The sequence below is a fragment of the Paraclostridium dentum genome (genome assembly GCF_048568265.1).
In the GTDB taxonomy this organism is placed as follows: domain Bacteria; phylum Bacillota; class Clostridia; order Peptostreptococcales; family Peptostreptococcaceae; genus Paraclostridium; species Paraclostridium dentum.
This window is the reverse complement of the sequence record NZ_CP183813.1, coordinates 1,114,923-1,132,151: the sequence shown is the minus strand read 5'-3', so window position 1 is coordinate 1,132,151 and position 17,229 is coordinate 1,114,923. Positions and strand designations below refer to the sequence as shown.

Annotated in this window: 14 protein-coding genes and 1 other annotated feature; of the genes, 3 read left to right on the top strand and 11 right to left on the bottom strand. The window is 28.4% G+C overall.

The features are described 5' to 3' along the window. Positions 1-29 precede the first annotated feature (29 nt). Together ACN6I1_RS04965 and asnS are read right to left on the bottom strand one after the other, a co-directional pair. A complete protein-coding gene (locus tag ACN6I1_RS04965) occupies positions 30-605 on the bottom strand; it encodes a DUF3867 domain-containing protein (protein ID WP_148550880.1) in 576 nt (191 codons plus the stop codon). 222 nt (positions 606-827) lie between these two features. After that, positions 828-2,228: an asparagine--tRNA ligase gene (gene asnS, locus ACN6I1_RS04960; RefSeq protein ID WP_419742953.1), complete on the bottom strand. Its 1,401-nt coding sequence runs from the start codon at positions 2,226-2,228 to the stop codon at positions 828-830. A gap of 55 nt (positions 2,229-2,283) precedes the next feature. Beyond that, positions 2,284-2,516, bottom strand: a binding site (T-box leader). Between the two features lie 128 nt (positions 2,517-2,644). On the opposite strand from asnS, the gene ACN6I1_RS04955 reads away from it, so the two are divergent. Continuing rightward, on the top strand, positions 2,645-3,040 hold the full coding sequence (locus ACN6I1_RS04955) for a hypothetical protein (RefSeq protein WP_419742952.1): 396 nt from the start codon (positions 2,645-2,647) through the stop codon (positions 3,038-3,040). A 49-nt stretch (positions 3,041-3,089) separates the two neighbouring features. Here ACN6I1_RS04955 and ACN6I1_RS04950 read toward each other — a convergent pair whose 3' ends face one another. From ACN6I1_RS04950 to cspBA, 3 genes are read right to left on the bottom strand one after another with little or no spacing between them, the layout of a single operon-like run. Next, positions 3,090-3,284 carry a DUF3787 domain-containing protein gene (locus ACN6I1_RS04950; RefSeq protein WP_394861729.1) on the bottom strand — a complete coding sequence of 65 codons (195 nt, stop codon included), beginning with the start codon at positions 3,282-3,284 and terminating at the stop codon, positions 3,090-3,092. Between the two features lie 60 nt (positions 3,285-3,344). Next, entirely contained in the window at positions 3,345-5,012 is a 1,668-nt protein-coding gene (gene cspC / locus ACN6I1_RS04945; protein WP_419742951.1) for a bile acid germinant receptor pseudoprotease CspC, read from the bottom strand. Between the two features lie 19 nt (positions 5,013-5,031). Then, positions 5,032-8,346 (bottom strand): bifunctional germination protease/germinant receptor pseudoprotease CspBA, encoded by a 3,315-nt coding sequence (cspBA, locus tag ACN6I1_RS04940; RefSeq protein WP_419742950.1) that lies wholly within the window; start codon positions 8,344-8,346, stop codon positions 5,032-5,034. Between the two features lie 139 nt (positions 8,347-8,485). Between cspBA and ACN6I1_RS04935 the strand changes: the two genes are divergently transcribed. Together ACN6I1_RS04935 and ACN6I1_RS04930 are read left to right on the top strand one after the other, a co-directional pair. Further along, entirely contained in the window at positions 8,486-9,574 is a 1,089-nt protein-coding gene (locus tag ACN6I1_RS04935; protein ID WP_419742949.1) for an AI-2E family transporter, read from the top strand. 142 nt (positions 9,575-9,716) lie between these two features. Beyond that, on the top strand, positions 9,717-10,460 hold the full coding sequence (locus ACN6I1_RS04930; RefSeq protein WP_419742948.1) for a hypothetical protein: 744 nt from the start codon (positions 9,717-9,719) through the stop codon (positions 10,458-10,460). A gap of 21 nt (positions 10,461-10,481) precedes the next feature. Here ACN6I1_RS04930 and ACN6I1_RS04925 read toward each other — a convergent pair whose 3' ends face one another. The 6 genes from ACN6I1_RS04925 to ACN6I1_RS04900 all read right to left on the bottom strand — a co-directional run bounded on the left by ACN6I1_RS04925 (position 10,482) and on the right by ACN6I1_RS04900 (position 17,180). After that, complete coding sequence (locus ACN6I1_RS04925; RefSeq protein ID WP_419742947.1) at positions 10,482-12,074, bottom strand: hypothetical protein; 1,593 nt, start codon at positions 12,072-12,074, stop codon at positions 10,482-10,484. Between the two features lie 246 nt (positions 12,075-12,320). Then, on the bottom strand, positions 12,321-13,358 hold the full coding sequence (gap, locus tag ACN6I1_RS04920; protein ID WP_021432516.1) for a type I glyceraldehyde-3-phosphate dehydrogenase: 1,038 nt from the start codon (positions 13,356-13,358) through the stop codon (positions 12,321-12,323). A gap of 177 nt (positions 13,359-13,535) precedes the next feature. Then, on the bottom strand, positions 13,536-13,742 hold the full coding sequence (locus tag ACN6I1_RS04915; RefSeq protein WP_419742946.1) for a hypothetical protein: 207 nt from the start codon (positions 13,740-13,742) through the stop codon (positions 13,536-13,538). 89 nt (positions 13,743-13,831) lie between these two features. After that, complete coding sequence (locus ACN6I1_RS04910; RefSeq protein WP_419742945.1) at positions 13,832-15,829, bottom strand: penicillin-binding transpeptidase domain-containing protein; 1,998 nt, start codon at positions 15,827-15,829, stop codon at positions 13,832-13,834. A 114-nt stretch (positions 15,830-15,943) separates the two neighbouring features. Continuing rightward, positions 15,944-16,582, bottom strand: coding sequence for a YitT family protein (locus ACN6I1_RS04905; protein ID WP_419742944.1), 639 nt, complete (start codon positions 16,580-16,582; stop codon positions 15,944-15,946). Positions 16,583-16,778: 196 nt separating this feature from the next. After that, complete coding sequence (locus tag ACN6I1_RS04900) at positions 16,779-17,180, bottom strand: hypothetical protein (RefSeq protein WP_419742943.1); 402 nt, start codon at positions 17,178-17,180, stop codon at positions 16,779-16,781. Between the last annotated feature and the right edge of the window lie 49 nt (positions 17,181-17,229).

Genomic DNA, 17,229 nt, shown 5'->3' with positions numbered 1-17,229 from the left:
AAGAGATAGGATAATTCCTATCTCTTTTTTTAATAATCATATTCTGTTATGTTTTCACACATAGTTATATTTATAGTCTTATCTAGTGAATTTTTGTATGATAGTAAAAGTTCATTAAGCTCTGCATCAACAAGATTTATCTTCCCTTGACTTATTAAAGTAACTTGTTCTTGGTCAAATATAATCCTTATATCATTATGGTCATTTTTTATATATGTTTCTACAGAAGCCTTTGGTTTTATCTTATAATTATATTTTTCGTAAAATCCTATACTTTTTTTTATTTCCTCAAAATTGACATTGTCCATATTGCTTAAATCTATATTTTTAGGATCTATACCAAGGTTTTTTAATTGCTCATCAATTTCAGAAGAATCCATTCCATATCTCTCCATAAATTTCTTTTGAATATTTATAAATTTTTCTTGAGATATATTATTTTCATTCATATATTCCATTATTTTTTTAGAAAACTCCACCATGCTCATACTCCCACTCATTACTGAATTATAAAGAGTATATATATATTGTTCAAACTTATCTACATCAGAATCTTTTACTTTATTTTTTAATTCATTAAAATCAATTATTCTATCGTCTGACATCGCTTTACCTCCTGATTAACCTTTATCTTTTAACCTTATTACTATTATATTCTAATAAAGTTTTAATGTCTACATATTGAAATTTAGCTTATATTTAATTTATATTTTCCATTAAACTACTATATTATCATATATTTTGATTTTAATTTAAATGTTAAAAGCCCTTAGATAATATCTAAGGGCTTTTGTATATATAATAAAATTTTGTTATATTACATAAAATTAGAATTCTGCATTTTTCGGAGTTCTAGGGAATGGTATTACGTCTCTTATGTTTGCCATACCAGTCATATACATTATTATTCTCTCAAATCCTAATCCAAATCCTGAGTGAGTAGCTGTTCCATATTTTCTTAATTCTAAATACCACCAGTAATCTTCTTCATTTAAATTCATTTCTTTTATTCTATCTAATAATACATCATGTCTCTCTTCTCTTTGAGATCCTCCAACTATTTCTCCTACACCAGGAACTAAAAGGTCCATAGCTCTAACAGTTTTTCCATCTTCATTCATTCTCATATAGAATGCTTTTATGTCTTTTGGATAATCTGTAACAAATACAGGAGCTTTAAATACTTGTTCTGTTAAGTATCTTTCATGCTCTGTTTGAAGGTCGTCTCCCCATTGAACTGGATATTCAAACTCATGACCTGATTCTTGTAACATTTCTACAGCTTTAGTATATGTTATTCTAGTAAATTCAGAGTTTACTACATTATTTAATCTTTCTATTAATCCTTTATCTATGAAACTATTGAAGAATTCCATTTCTTCTGGAGCATGTTCCATAACATAGCTTATAACATATTTTATCATATCTTCTGCAAGTTCCATGTTATCTTCTAAGTCAGCAAATACTATTTCAGGCTCTATCATCCAAAACTCTGATGCATGTCTTTGTGTGAATGAATTTTCTGCTCTAAATGTTGGTCCAAATGTATAAACATTTCTAAATGCAAGTGCCATTATTTCAGCATTTAATTGTCCACTAACTGTTAGGTTAGCTTCTTTTCCAAAGAAGTCTTTAGAGTAATCTATTGCACCTTCTTCATTTTTAGGTATGCTGTTTAAATCCATAGTTGTTATTCTAAACATTTCTCCAGCACCTTCACAGTCACTTCCTGTTATAATTGGTGAATGTGCATATACGAAGTTTCTATCTTGGAAGAACTTGTGTATAGCATAAGCTGCTAAACTTCTTACTCTGAACACTGCTGAAAAAGTGTTACTTCTAGGTCTTAAATGAGCTATCGTTCTTAAATACTCTAAAGTATGTCTTTTCTTTTGTAATGGATATGAACTATCTGATTCTCCTTCTAGTTCAATATTAGTTGCATGTATTTCTACAGGTTGTTTTGCCCCTTCTGTTGATACAAGCTCACCTTCAACTAGTATTGATGAACTTATTGGAAGCTTAGTTATTTCTTTGAAGTTTTCTAACTTCTCATCTGAAATTACTACTTGCATATTTTTAAAGAAACTTCCGTCATTTAATTCTATAAATCCGAAATTTTTAGATGCTCTAGATGTTCTTATCCATCCAGCTACTTTTACACTTTTACCGATATATTCTTCTTTGTTTCTGTAAAGATCTTTAATTTCTATAAAATCTCTTTGCATTTTATGTCCTCCTAAAAATTAAATTTAAATATTAAAAAAAGCCCTTCATCCCAAATAAAGGGACGAAAGACTATTACTATCGCGGTACCACCCTAATTGCCATAAAAATGGCCTCTTAGCTAAGCATTGCTTATGGTCTATAACGGGACCTTCCGTCTAAGCCTACTCTCTTAAATTTCGGTTAGAGACTCTGAGATGTTCTTCAATATAAACTTCGTATTGAGCTTTCACCATCCTCAAATCGCTGTAACTACATTTTATATCTACTCTTCTCTTCACTGTCTTTATTTTTATATTATTTCAATTATTACTAAGATTATACCAACTTATATTTTTCTAGTCAATGTTTTATTTTTCATAAAATTTGTATATTTTTCACAAATTTTATAATACTCCTATGTAGGAGGTTGTTTTACATGAAATATGTATTATTAATTTTAGTTGTATTATTATTCATAGGCCCTGTGGTTGATGATTGCACATCTTTGTCTCAAGTTTTCAAAGAAGCTATATATAATTACATAACTTGTTTAGATACTTCTGTAAATTATTTATCTGAAAATGTACCTGCTTTTAATGATTTAACTGAACTTTCTTATACCAAAGCCTATAAGAAGGTTATGGATGGGCGTCACCTTGTAAAGCACTTAGTCAACTCAGGTGAAACTATAGATGATATAATAAAATCTTACAATACAAATATAAAAGACATTGATGATTTTAGAAAAGTTGTTTATAAAGAAAATATAGATATTATTTCTAGTGATTATAATATAAAATCAGGTGAATATATACTAGTACCTAGTGAGTAAAAAATGAATAAAAAACGCTACTTAATTAAATTAAGTAGCATTTTTTTACTTATAACTTACTTCCATTATCTACCCAATCTTTAGCTTCTTCCACATTATTTAACGATGGTATAGATACATTGCTATTGTCTTTTAACTCTTTAGTCCCTGCCCATGCTGCTGTATATTCATTGTTTACAGGTCTATGAGCCTTTAATCTTTTATTTCCTTCTCCATTTAATGGTTTACTTTTTTCATTTGTCATACTAATCACCTCTTTTTCATTTTGTAATTAGTTTTTACATTATATTATATAAAATTCATCTTATTCGAAGTTATTTGCAATTTCCACTATAGTATTTTTCAAATTTAATATTCCATATCCTTGGGTAATATTTGGGTATATATATATGTCTTTTTTAGTAGCACCTAACATTAAATATGTTTTTAATGGTTGTACTGTCAATAGTTCTTGAGCAAATTCGTACTCTGAAGTTATATATTCAAACATAATTGCCAATACTCCACTTACTATAGAAGAGCTTACTCCAGTGCCAATAGATGTGTTGTATGAACTATTTATATAAGTTGATATTATATCTACTCCAGGAGCAACTATATCTGGTTTAATAAGGCTTAACTTTACAGGACCTTTTGAGGATCCTATCCAAATGCTATCAGTTTTATCATTGTAAGCTCCTATAGTTATTACATTTTCAGATGCTGCATACATAGTTATAGTAGCTTCTGATGCAGGATCTGAAAATCTTGTTTCTTCAGAAATTATATTTTTATTCGGTAAATAAACATCATAGTTTCCTTCTATTGTAAATTCAGGAATCAATCTAAGTGTCCATATACCAGGTTTTATATCATATAAACTTATCGTTAACTCCTCATTTCCTGATTCTAGCCAAGGATAAGATAGCCTCATCTCATAAGGCGTATTTTCTAGATTAAATTTTCCTTTATATGTGTAATATTCAGGTGTATACATAATTTTATAACTCATTTCGCCTGATGGAGATATCAAAATTGCTCCAATTTTATCAGGTCCATTTACAACTAATGTTATGTCTAAGTTTGTTTGATCCCCAACTTGTATAATTATATCTTCTACTTTATTTTTTACATTTCCTCGATAATGAATATCTGTATTTCCTTCATTTCCCGCTCCACTTACTACTATAGTTCCTGGATTAGATAGTTCATTAAATGTAGATAACATAGTCGACTCAACTATAGATTTAGAAATTAATCCTATAGTTAAGTTTATTATCATATTCTTATTTTCTTTCTTTGCCACATCTAATACATATCTTATAGCTGCTAAAAAATCTGATTTTTGATAGTTTATCTTTCCTTTTTTGTATGTATCTTTATATTCTCTAAGTTTAACAACAACTAATTCGCTATCGATAGCGACGCCTTTATATTGAGAATTTAAATTTCCTCTCCCTGCTGCTATACCTGCTGCGGTAGTTCCTGTTCCTATACTATCTTCACTTAATGTTTTATCATTTTCTTCTATAGCTTTATTTATATCATCCCTTGTAAATTCACTTCCAAATATTAATCCATCTGGAGGCTTTTTTTTATCACTTTCTTGATCCCATATAGATACTATTTTTGTTTTATTATTCTCTATAAAATCTGGATGTAAATAATCTATACCTGAATCTATGATTGCAATTAAAACGTTTTTGCCCGTTGATTGTATATATGGATTTTTATATATATAATCTGTACCAATAGCATCTGATACGCTTACCCCTTCATCTAAATTATTCGTTATTTCTATTAAAGAACTCATAGGAACTGAAATTTGCCACCAAGTAATACTAGGAATTCTATTCAAACGCTCTTCTCTAAAATCATTTGGGACATATATTACCGTAAGATTATTATTTAAAATCATATATTTTTCTATTCCAGCTTCTGTTAAGTCAGATGCGATATCACCTTTATAAATTATAAGGTAGGATTTTTCCAAAATAAAATTTCCTCCTTTTTTATTTTAGTTGGTCAAAAGCTCCTCTAATATCCAAAATACCATATCCATAAATATCATTTGGATATATTATTTCTGCGTTTCTTCTAGCTCCTGCATGTATATATGTTCTTATCATATTTGTAAAACCTTTCAGTGGATAATAGTTGTCGACTAGTGTATATTGTAAATACAAAGCAACTGATCCTGCTAAATAAGCTCCTGATGCAGATGTTCCAGTTAGAGTTGCATAATTATTTCCAGGATATGTTGAAATTATATTAACTCCCGGAGCTACTATATCAGGTCTTGATAAACCATTTATTGTAGGTCCTCTTGATGATGGTGGCCATATACTATTTTCAACTAAATTATATGCACCTGCTGAAATTACATCTCCATATGTAGATGGAAAATTGATAGTATATGCTGATGTAGAATCTCTAAACTTTGTTCCAGGATTTATTATTGCTCGATTTGGCAAATAAGCATTGTAAGTACCATTTGTTATATACTCCCCTTTTAATCTTATTTTCCATATTCCCTTAGTTGCATTTTTGAGAAGTACGGTTATTTGTTCTTGGCCTGAATAGTCTGTTGGATATACATACGTTATTACATACCATGTAGCTTCAAGATCAAACAACCCTGAAACTTCATTATAACTAGATATTTTTATAAATTTACTTTGTTCTCCACTAGGGGCTATAACTGCTGCACTTATTTTATCTGGCTTATTTACCCAGATATTTATTTCTAAAAGACTTTCATCTTCAAAAATCTCCAATTCTATATCTTTTTGCTGACCAACAAAACTTATTTTTCCCATTGAGTGAGTTTGTGTATTCCCTTCATTTCCTGCTGCAGATACTATGCAAACACCTCTTGTAAATCTAGGCTCTTTCTTTAATACATTTTCTGTTGCTCCTATTAAACTATTGCTTCCTAAAGATAAGTTAATAACTATTGGCTTATTTAACTCTATGGATTTTTCATATGCATACCTAACTCCAGCTTCTAAAAAAGTACTATTATAGTTTTTGTCAATTTTTTTTAATTTTACTATTATAAGTTCTGAATCTGGTGCGACTCCTAAGTATTGCTTATTTAAATTCCCAAGGCCTGAACATATTCCACTTAGCATAGTTCCATGACCTGTTTCATCTTTAGTTAAATTCTTATCGTTAGACTCAATAGCCTTGTTTATATCTTCTCTTGAATATTCAGTTCCTACTGTATATCCTTTCGGGGGCTTTCCATCTACAGTCTGATCCCATATATATTCTATTTTTGATGTCTTATCAGGATATATAAAATCTTCATGTAAATAATCTATACCTGAATCTATAACTGCAACCAATACCCCTCTTCCAGTTATAGGCATATTTAAATTATTTTGTAAGAAATTAGCTCCTATCTCTTCATTTGCAACTATACCATTACTAATATCTCTACTTATTGTCCCTAGTTGATTCATAACAATACTTGAATCTAACAGTTTTAAAGATTTTATTTTTAATAATTTACTATACCTATTAGGATCTCTTATAGGTAGTATTAATACCCCTTCTGTATCACTTATTTCATAATAAGTATATTCTAATCCTGTTGCTTTAAGTTCTTCTTCAAAGTTAGGGCCGTGCATTACATGATACCTAAAAGCTAAATCAAGTGGAAGATCTAATCTATTCATATGTTTTTGAGTTTTTTTTTTCTTTTTTCTATAAAGTAAATCATATTCTTTATTTAAATTAGATATATTATCTAATCTAACCTCTGTTAAATCTAAAAATCCAAACCCCATAGGATTATTTGGATATGTATAAGTAGAATTCCTTTTTGCTTCTTTTAATAAAAATGCCTTTATTTTTTGCGAGTAAAGAAATAGATCATTTTTATCAACAATGCCCCACTGCATTAATAAGGATACTACCCCAGTAACATGAGGAGTTGCCATGCTGGTTCCAGTTAATGCTCCGATACTGCCTCCTGGAAGTACAGATAAAATATTTTCTCCTGGTGCTAGTAAATCTGGTTTATACACATTTTGGTCAATATCTCCTTCTCCAGAGAAAATAGATACAGTATCTGTAGTTGAGTTAAAGCTACCAACTGTTATAGCTTTATTCGCAGTTCCTGGAACAGTAACTGTCAAATTTTTATTAGCTTCTAAAAAACGTGTGTCTTTGCTAATCCCTTCTGATGTAGGTAAATATATACTTATATCACCCATAACTATATTTATCGGTGTAAAAATTAGCTTCCATATACCTGGATTTATAAATGTAGGTGAAGTAAGTTGTACTGATATTCGTCTAGATAAAGAGTATGGTGTTATCGGATAAAAATATCCTTTTACCCTCGTACCTCCTAGGACATTTTTTATTTCTCCCGAGGTTAAAGATATCTCCTGACTCTTTATATTTGAAGGATTAACTATATAAACACTAAAATCATCAATAAATTCAGGCCATATATTTATATTTAAAATTTTTTCATTTTCTCCTACTACAAATTCAACTTCAGTTGTCTCCTTATCCAGCCTTATACTTTTATGACCATCCTTATCTCCATTATTTCCTGCTGCTACGACTATATTATTTTTCCAAAATGCTGACATATCATCAATATATTGCTCAAATAATGATAATCCTCTATGAGAGCCTTCATTGCTACCATAGCTTATATTTATAGCCGCTGGCATCTTTAATTCTAGAGCTTTATCTAGAATAAATTTAATTGCTCTCATAAATTCAGTACTTTTAGAAAATACATCCGTTACAATACTGCCTACTCTTACAACGATTAAGTTAGCTTCTTCAGCTATTTGACATGCTATCCCTGCTACATGAGTCCCATGTGTACTTGTTGGAGATATAGGTATATTTAATTCTCTTTTAATTGCTTTGTTTATATCTTCATTTGTATATAAACTTCCATATTGGAATCCTTCTGGTGGTTTTCCTTTAATTGATTGATCCCAGTAATAAAGTATTTTTGAATTTCCATTAGAGTCCTTAAATAAATCTATATTGTAGTCTATTCCTGAATCAATAATCCCTATAATAGTTCCTTTTCCTGTTAATCTATTTGTATTTTTGAATCTTGTAATTCCAGTTCTTGAAAAGCTTTGAACATCTTGAGTTGTTAATATAAATGGTTTTTCTAAATATTCGATTTGTGGATAATTTAAAAGCAAATCAATCTTTTCAGCACTATCAGTAATTATAATTGCATAGTTATACCCTAATTTTTCAACTGATACTCCTAAATCTTTTTCTATCTCAGATATATCTCCGTTATACTTAACAATTACTTCATAATTTATAAAAAACACCTCCTAAATAAAAAGATGATCTCAATTCTATATTTTAGAATTTATTTCCATTACTATATATATTCATATTACTTTTATTGTATAATAGATATATTACTTTATTTTTCATTTTAAAAATTAATTGAAAGGATGGTTTACATTGAAAGGTAGTAAAATCAACGTTAATTTAGTTTTAACACTTATAATAACATATGTATTTATCAAGTTTATAGACAACTATAAGTACTTTTTCAATATAGTAAAGCTATTATTGTCTTTACTGACACCTTTTATTATAGCTTTCATTTTAGCTTACATATTTTCACCCATTGTAAATTTTTTAGAGCGTAAATTAAAACTAAAAAGAATTTATTCTTTATTTATAACCTATGGAATTTTAATATTTATTATAATTTCATTTGTATTTTTTACAGCTCCTATAATAGTAAATAGTTTAGCTGATATTATTAGCCAATTTCCAATATATGCAAAGCAAACACAATCTTTCTTTATAGAAATTGGAGACCAATTAAAAAATATTGACCCTAAAACTTTAAAAGAAGTTGTGGATAAAATATTTTCAGCTATGCCTCAAATAAGTAACCTACTTATTGGATATTTAGGTGATATATTTACAACAACTTTTTCTATTTCTAAGTTTATAGTTCAGTTTATATTAGCTTTTATAATTTGTTTCTATATAATTTTAGAAAAAGAGAGCTTTATTTCATTTTCAAAAAAAACGATGCATGTACTAATAGGCGAAAAAAGAACATCATTTGTTTTAGAAGTAGGAAACAGCTTAAACGAAAATATAGGAAAGTACTTTGCTGGTAAAATTTTAGATTCATTTATAGTTGGAGTTATATCTGGAGTTGGGCTTTATCTTATAGGGTCTCCATACGCCCTATTATTTGGAACTTTAATAGGTTTTATGAACATGATTCCATATTTTGGTCCTGTAATAGGTATGACCCCTGTTGTTTTAATCAATTTATTTTATAATCCTAGTGTTGCATTATTTTCATTAGTATACTTAATTCTTGTTCAACAAGTTGAAATTGCATTTATAGAACCTAAAATAGTAGGCGGCCAACTAGGTCTTAGTCCATTTTTTACAATTTTAGCTGTTACAGTAGGCGGCGGTTTTTTTGGTATCCCAGGTATGATTCTTTCTGCACCTTTAATGGGTGTTTTAAAGATCTATTTGGTTAACTTTATAAACCATAAATATAATTCTACATTATAGTAAATAATTACCCTTTTTAAACATTTTTTTAATTACAATTTAGTAACCTCAAGTAACAAGTATGTAACTGTTATAATACAATTGATTTATGGTAATATTTATGTATAGAAGATAACATATATATTTGAAAAGAGGTAATGATATGAAAAAATTAGTTATTGTTTTATTTGTTTTCTGTAGTGTATTATTTGTTACTAATCCAATTTTAAAATCTTCATTTGCAAATAATGATTCAAAACCTAGTAACGAAGTCACAAAGGCTGAAAAGCCAGTCGTCGAAGAAAATAAAAATAATAAAACATTAGAAACTAATACTGTATCTGATATAGATAATAGTGATTCTAATAAAGATATCACAGCTAAAGAAGTTAGTAATTCTACTAACAACAAAAACTCTGATTTAGAATCTAAAAAAGAAGTTTCTAATGCAGTTGATTCAAGTAAGAAAGAAGTTTCTAAATCTAATGAAACTAATAAAAAAGATGATGTTGTAAAAAATAATGCTTCTAGTAATACTGAAGCTAACAAAAAACAAGATGTTAATAAAAATGATAACATTAACAAAGATCAAGACGTTGTTAAACCTGATGATTCCAATAAAGATGTTGAAAATAATAAATCTGATAAAGTTAACAAAAACGAAAACACTAACGTAGCAAAAACTTTAAGTAAAGATGATGCTTTAAATTTACTATTAGATATGAATCCAAATTTAGTTTATGCTTATCAAGGTGATGAAAATACATTCCCTGTTTTAAAGGATAAAGGTCTTTCTGGATATGTATTTTTACCTAATGTAGATACTGATTTAGGATATTTTGTAGATAAAAATACATCTAGTATCTACTATTTCCATCCAAGTGGATACTTAGAAAAAATAAGATAATAAAAATCCTGAGAATACATTTTAAAATGTATTCTCAGGATTTTTTATTTGTAAGATTGGATTTTCAATTTCAATCTCAGTTTTCTTTTTTTCTAAATTCAAAACATCACTGCTTTTACTAGATCCTTGAGATGAATTTGCAACAACATATACATCCATGTTTATATCTTCTAATAAATTAACTGGAATGGTTATCTTGTTCTCGCTTACTCCATGTTGATATAACTCAAACCCTCCATTTGGTGATGTTATATTATTTCGTACATATATACTATATGTACAATCAAAATTTTCTAACTTATCCCATGAAAGATTTATATTACCATCATCAGAAATAATACCTTCTAGGTTTTCAACTTTGAAATCTTGAATATTTTCTGAGCTTGGATGTTCTTTTTTAATATTTATTGTATCACTTCGTTGAGTATATACTCCATCAGATTTACCTACAACATATAAATCTATATCTGGTTTATCTATACCTTTTAAGTCTACACTAATAGAAGCTTTTACCTTTCTATCTTTATCTAATTCATCTTTTTCTACTTTTATTGATTTAATTAAACTGAAATCTTTTTCTCCCTTAGAATTATTTTTAAGATATATTTCATATTCTGGAACATCATCTAAATAATCCCATGAAAGATTTATTTCTAAATTATCTCCATTTATTATAGAACTAGCTTCTAAATTTTTAATTTTTTTAGATTCTGTATTTTCTTTTAAGACGTTTACAGTTATGATTTTACTTTTTCCACCGCAAGTAACTTTTACCTTCTCAGTACCTTCTCTAAGTCCTGTTACAACTCCATCACTTGAAACCTCAATTGCAGTTGCTATTGGTAACTTAAATCCAACAATTTCATAATTAACTTTAGGGTGTTCTAAATTTTTAGGGTATGTTTCTACTTTTACCCCTAAGCTTTTTTCTTCATTTATATGCACATTTATATTATTGTTACTGTATAAATTAGAAACTTTAGCTTGTATGTTAAATTTATATTCTTTAGTTTTATCTCCAGCTCTTATTTTCAATGTGGAACTTCCAACGCCAATAGCTTTAACTTTGTTATTTTCAACTTTTAAAACTTTTTTATCAGAGATTTCATATGTATACTGTTCTTTATCATTAAACTTAAAGTCAACATCTACATTTACATCTATAGGGGAAGTATCACCTACATATTTTAACTGATTTATAGATACGTCTAGATTCTCTACTTTTGGGTTTACTACCCTTATAGTAGCTTTTCTTATAGCTCTACTATCTTTCATAATCATAATTGCCGAGTATCCTTCTTTTATACCAGTTATTGTATCACCTTTTATTGATAAAATATCGGAATCAGATGCTTTATACCCAATGTTAGGCTTTGATGCATATGGTGGTATAACAATATATTCTCCACTATTTACTTTTATAGAATCGCCTAATTTTATTACATATTCATCTATATTCTGAATATATTCACCTTTAGTTATCCGCAGTTCTACACCTTTTACTAGTGGACTTACTATTCCATATTTGAAAAGAAAATACTGGCCTATGAGTATAGCTATAGTAACTACACTACAAAAATAAAATTTATTTTTTTTCTCCCTCCAAAAATTCATTAATCCACTTCCTTATTAAATTAAAGGACTACCTCATTAAGTAGCCCTCTAATATGATATTTCTTATTAAAATTATATACTATAATGTACATTTTTAAAACTATTTAAAAATATTTTATGCTATTATTTAGGATATAAATTTCATTTATTCATAAATTTAGATTAAGTAAAATTCTGAAGGATAAAAATTTACTTTGTTTAAACGTTTAAAAAAGCTTACAGAAAACTTCTGTAAGCTCATTTTAACTACGCACTAACTTTACTAGCTACTAAAAGCTCTTTTGCAACATATGCTACTAGATCTACAGTTCTGCATGAGTATCCCCACTCATTATCATACCATGCTACTACTTTAACTAGATTTCCATCATTAACCATAGTTGATAGTCCATCTACTATCGATGACTCTGAAGTTTGTTTATAATCTACAGATACCAGTGGTAAGTCTGAATACCCTAATACCCCACTTAATTCCTTCTTAGCAGCATTTTCTAAAGCTCTATTTACTTCTTCAACTGTTACGTCTCTACTAAATTCACAAACTAAATCTACCATAGAAACACTAGGACTTGGAACCCTTACTGCAAATCCATTTAATTTTCCTTCTAAATCTGGTAATACTTTTGCCACAGCTTTAGCTGCCCCTGTTGTTGTTGGTATCATAGAAACACCTGCACTTCTTGCTCTTCTAAGATCTTTATGTGTTTTATCTAATATTTGTTGGTCATTAGTGTACGCATGAATAGTAGTCATTAGCCCTTTGTTTATTCCAAACTCTGCATCTAAAACTTTTACTACTGGAGCTATACAGTTTGTAGTACAAGAAGCATTAGATATTATATGATGTATGCTATTGTCATACTCATTTTCATTTACACCTATTACTATAGTCTTGTCTTCATTTTTTCCTGGAGCAGTAATTATTACTTTTTTAGCTCCTGCATTTATATGTTTTTGTGCGTCCTCTTTTTTAGTAAATTTCCCAGTTGACTCTATAACTATATCTACTCCTAATTCTTTCCATGGTAAGTTTTCAGGATCGTTTTCTTTTAATACTTTTATTTTTCTTCCATTTATAATTATATTTTCTTTTTCGTCTGTTTCTACTTTCCCTCTAAATATTCCGTAAGAAGAGTCATAAGTAAATAAATGTGCTAAAGTTTTAGCATCACTTCTTGCATTTATAGCTACTATTTCAAACCCATCCAAACCGTTTTCCTCAACTATTCTTAAAACCATTCTTCCAATTCTTCCAAATCCATTTATTGCAACTCTTGCCTTCATAATAAAGTCCTCCCAGTTTTTTTATATTAATTTATAGTATGTTTTATTTGTTTATTTAGTGTAACCTTTTTAACTTTTCTCACTTATATATATAACACTTTATTTTATTTAGGTCAACACTTTCGCTAAAAAAACCAACTAAAAAAGATTGCTTGATTTTTATCAAGCAATCTTTTTTTAAATATTTTCTTCTATTTTTTTATTCAATCTAGCTAACATGTTCTTTGCAAAACTAGCAATATCTGCTGGTACCCCTATACTCGTAGCTAATACTGTATAACAGTGAATAGCTCGTTTATAGTCTTTTTTACCAGCATAAGATTTAAAAGCTTCTTCTGATAAATCTTTGCATATAATTTGCATTCTTTCATATCTTCTTCTCAAATCTATTCCCCCTATGAAAGTAGTGTATATTTATATATATGTTTTTATATACACTAGTTACACTAGAAATAGATTATTTTATTTTAATTTTATTTTTTTAGATAATACTCCATAATATTTTTTACTTTTACAGTAGGTATTTCACTACCACCTCTTCCTTTAACGTTTTCTATAATCATAGATATAGAAAGTTTTCCTTCATCTGTATCTACACCTGCAAACCATCCATTTTCATTTGCGTTTGTATCATCTTTGTCTTTTTTTAATTCAGCTGTACCTGTTTTCCCAGCTATATTTATTCCCTCAATTTTAGCTGAATGTCCAGTTCCTTTAGGGTCATTTATTACAGCTGAAAAACAATCTTTAAGTCTATCTACATATTCTGTTTTTATAGCTTGTTTATAAACCTTAGGCTCTGCTGATTTTGTTATATCTAGCTTTGGCATCATTATCTTACCATCATTTCCTAAACTTGAGTATATCATAGTCATATTTAAAGGAGTTGTTAAAACTTCTCCTTGTCCATATCCAGTTGCAGCCAATAATGATTTGTTATCTAGTTTTCCACTATTAGATATTTGTGATTTCTCTATAGGGTATCCAAATTTGATTTCTTCTCCAATTCCAAAATTTTTAGCTCCATTAACAAAATCTTTTCCACCTATATTAAGTGCAGCTTTTGCAAAGTATATATTATCAGAATAAATTGTTGCATCTTTTAAATTTACAGGCTTTCCTGGATCTGTAACTCTAGTAACATCGTATTCTTCCCAAGTCTTACCTTTAATATCAACAGCTTCATCTGGGTCTATTTTTTTATCTTCAAGACCTATTGTAGCAGTTACTAACTTCATTGTTGATCCAGGTGAATATGCAGTTTTAAATCTTCTCTGTAATTGAGCATTATTATCAGCTTCCCATTTTGCCTTTTCACTCTTTGTTATGTATGTCATATAGCTATTTGGATCAAATGAAGGCGAACTTACCATTGCTAGAACTTCACCAGTTTTTGGATTTGTAGCTACACTCGCTCCTTTTTCATCTTTCATTTCATCATATACTTTTTTTTGCAAATCAAGATCTATAGATAGTTTTACATCTTCTCCATTTTTTGCCTTCTTCTCAACTAAAACTTCCTTTTGACCATCAGGAGTTAAAATGTATACACAACCCCCATCTTCTGCTCTTAACTTATCTTCATATACTTCTTCTATTCCACCTATACCTATTTTACTATTTTCGTTATAACCTTTATTCTTCTTGTCTTTTAATTGTTCTTGAGTAATATTTCCAGTATACCCAATTAAACTACCTATGGCTTCTCCTCCATTATACACTCTAGCATTTTTAGTTGTTGTTATTTGAACTCCAGGTATTTGAACTAACTTTTCTATTTTTTCACTATCTGATTCTAATAAACTTACTATATCTACAGCATGGTCTGAGTTTGTATTTGAATTTATTTTATCTTCAATATAACTAGGACTTATATCCAAGATATTAGCCATATCAGTAATTTTGTTACTTTCACTTCCATCTTTAAATTTTTTCAAATCTAATTGTACTTGTTTTAGCTGTCCTTCTCCTGCAATTAAATTGCCATTTCTATCATAGATACTACCTCTTTTTCCTTTGTAAGAATCAGTATCTATTCCTACTTTGTCCTCTTTTTTTAAATCCGGAAGTATTAATCCATAGTCCCAATTAACTTTATATCCTTTACCTTCCTTAATCATATCTATCTTAATCTTTGATGAGTCTATCTTCCCACCAAGTGTATCCATACTAACATTTAAGTAAGCATCTTTGCCTTCTTCTAATTCTTGATCTGATTTAGAAATTTTAATATTTTTAGCTTTTATACGAGTATATATATCTGTATATGTTTGTACAAAATCTTCTTTACTTATATTTTTTTGAGATTTTTCTGAAAGCATAGTATACATTTTTTCAAAATCTTGATTTTGCCAAGATTTATTATACTCATCCATTGCACTTTCAATTTTTGATTTTGAACTACACCCCGCAATAAATATTGTACCTAAGATTATTATTAAGCTTACAGTTATTAATTTAAATTTCTTCAATATTTTTTCCCCCGTTCTTTTGAATTGTCATATTTTGCATTTAATATTATGCCCATACTTAAATATACCCTAAATAGCAAAAAATAAGCACTTATTAATAAGTGCTTATTTTATCTAAACTAATATAGTTTCTTCTTGTTCATCTTCTTTATCGCTATCTTCATCTTGATCTTCATCATTGTATATAATACTTATTATTTTGCCACTTATAGTAACTGCTATTAACGAAAATGCTATCTGTTTAAAATCTAAATAAACTAATGACAAAAATAAAACTATACCATCACTTATCAAATATATATGATTAACTTTCAGTGGTGTAAATTTATTGCCTATAAGTGCTATTACATCATCTCCACCCGATGCTCCACCACCTCTTACAACAAGACCTACTCCTATTCCCACTCCTATTCCTGCTAATATACTTGCTAAAAGCATATTATGTTCAAGGTTTGGTACTAAAAATCCAATACTTTCAAAGGTATTGTACATAGTTGAAAATGTAAATGTTGAAAGTATTGAGTATAGTAAAAATTTCTTACCAAAAAACTTTGTTCCTAATGCAAATAAAGATAAATCAATAACTAAACTAGTTAAAGATGGAGATATATCAAAAACATTTTTAATTAGTAATAATAATCCTAGAACCCCACCTTCTGTAACACTATTTTGGTAATTAAAGTTGTAACTTCCAAATGCCAATATTGTAGCTCCTATCATAATAGTTGCCACTTTTTTTAACTCTGACCGCAAAATATCACTCCTGTTAATTTTTTTAAGTTTCCCTTATTTAATTATATATATTTATTGAGTATAATTCACTGATTTTTTTGAAATTGTTATTAAATTCATAAAAAATTCTCTTTTTGAACACTTCCAGATTGACGTCTCATATTAATAAAAAATTAATATGTTAAAATAAAAAAGAAAAAGACTTAACATAATACAATTATATAGTCTTTTTCTTTTTTATTTTTCTTTTTTTAACTTTTCTTTTTTTACTTCTAGTTAATTCAGCAGAAGTTACATCTTCTATCGTTTGTTCAGTTTCCTCTGCTGCAATTATATCTTGTTCTTGATTATCAGCTAGGTTTACAGGTAATAACCCTCTCTTAGTTCGTATTAATGATAAGTCCGCTGATATTTGACCTAAAAATACGATAAAGAGAGTTAAATCTTCATCATTTAATTCTTCTCCTATAGCATAAGCTAATGTAGACGATAAAATAACATAATCTGCATATGTATATCTAGATAATCCTAAACCTTTTTTCTTATTAGTACAATCAGACTTTTGTTTAATATTATCACTAGTATTATTTGTTGTTACTTTACTTTGATCTCTTGTCATAAATCACCTCTTTGAAAGTAACTTTATAATACTATAAATATGCATGATT

What these genes read in the sequence shown, in the direction of transcription:
- ACN6I1_RS04965 (WP_148550880.1), bottom strand. Translation starts at nt 605, where the DNA reads ATGTCAGACGATAGAATAATTGATTTTAATGAATTAAAAAATAAAGTA.
- asnS (WP_419742953.1), bottom strand. Translation starts at nt 2,228, where the DNA reads ATGCAAAGAGATTTTATAGAAATTAAAGATCTTTACAGAAACAAAGAA.
- ACN6I1_RS04955 (WP_419742952.1), top strand. Translation starts at nt 2,645, where the DNA reads ATGAAATATGTATTATTAATTTTAGTTGTATTATTATTCATAGGCCCT.
- ACN6I1_RS04950 (WP_394861729.1), bottom strand. Translation starts at nt 3,284, where the DNA reads ATGACAAATGAAAAAAGTAAACCATTAAATGGAGAAGGAAATAAAAGA.
- ACN6I1_RS04930 (WP_419742948.1), top strand. Translation starts at nt 9,717, where the DNA reads ATGAAAAAATTAGTTATTGTTTTATTTGTTTTCTGTAGTGTATTATTT.
- ACN6I1_RS04925 (WP_419742947.1), bottom strand. Translation starts at nt 12,074, where the DNA reads ATGAATTTTTGGAGGGAGAAAAAAAATAAATTTTATTTTTGTAGTGTA.
- gap (WP_021432516.1), bottom strand. Translation starts at nt 13,358, where the DNA reads ATGAAGGCAAGAGTTGCAATAAATGGATTTGGAAGAATTGGAAGAATG.
- ACN6I1_RS04900 (WP_419742943.1), bottom strand. Translation starts at nt 17,180, where the DNA reads ATGACAAGAGATCAAAGTAAAGTAACAACAAATAATACTAGTGATAAT.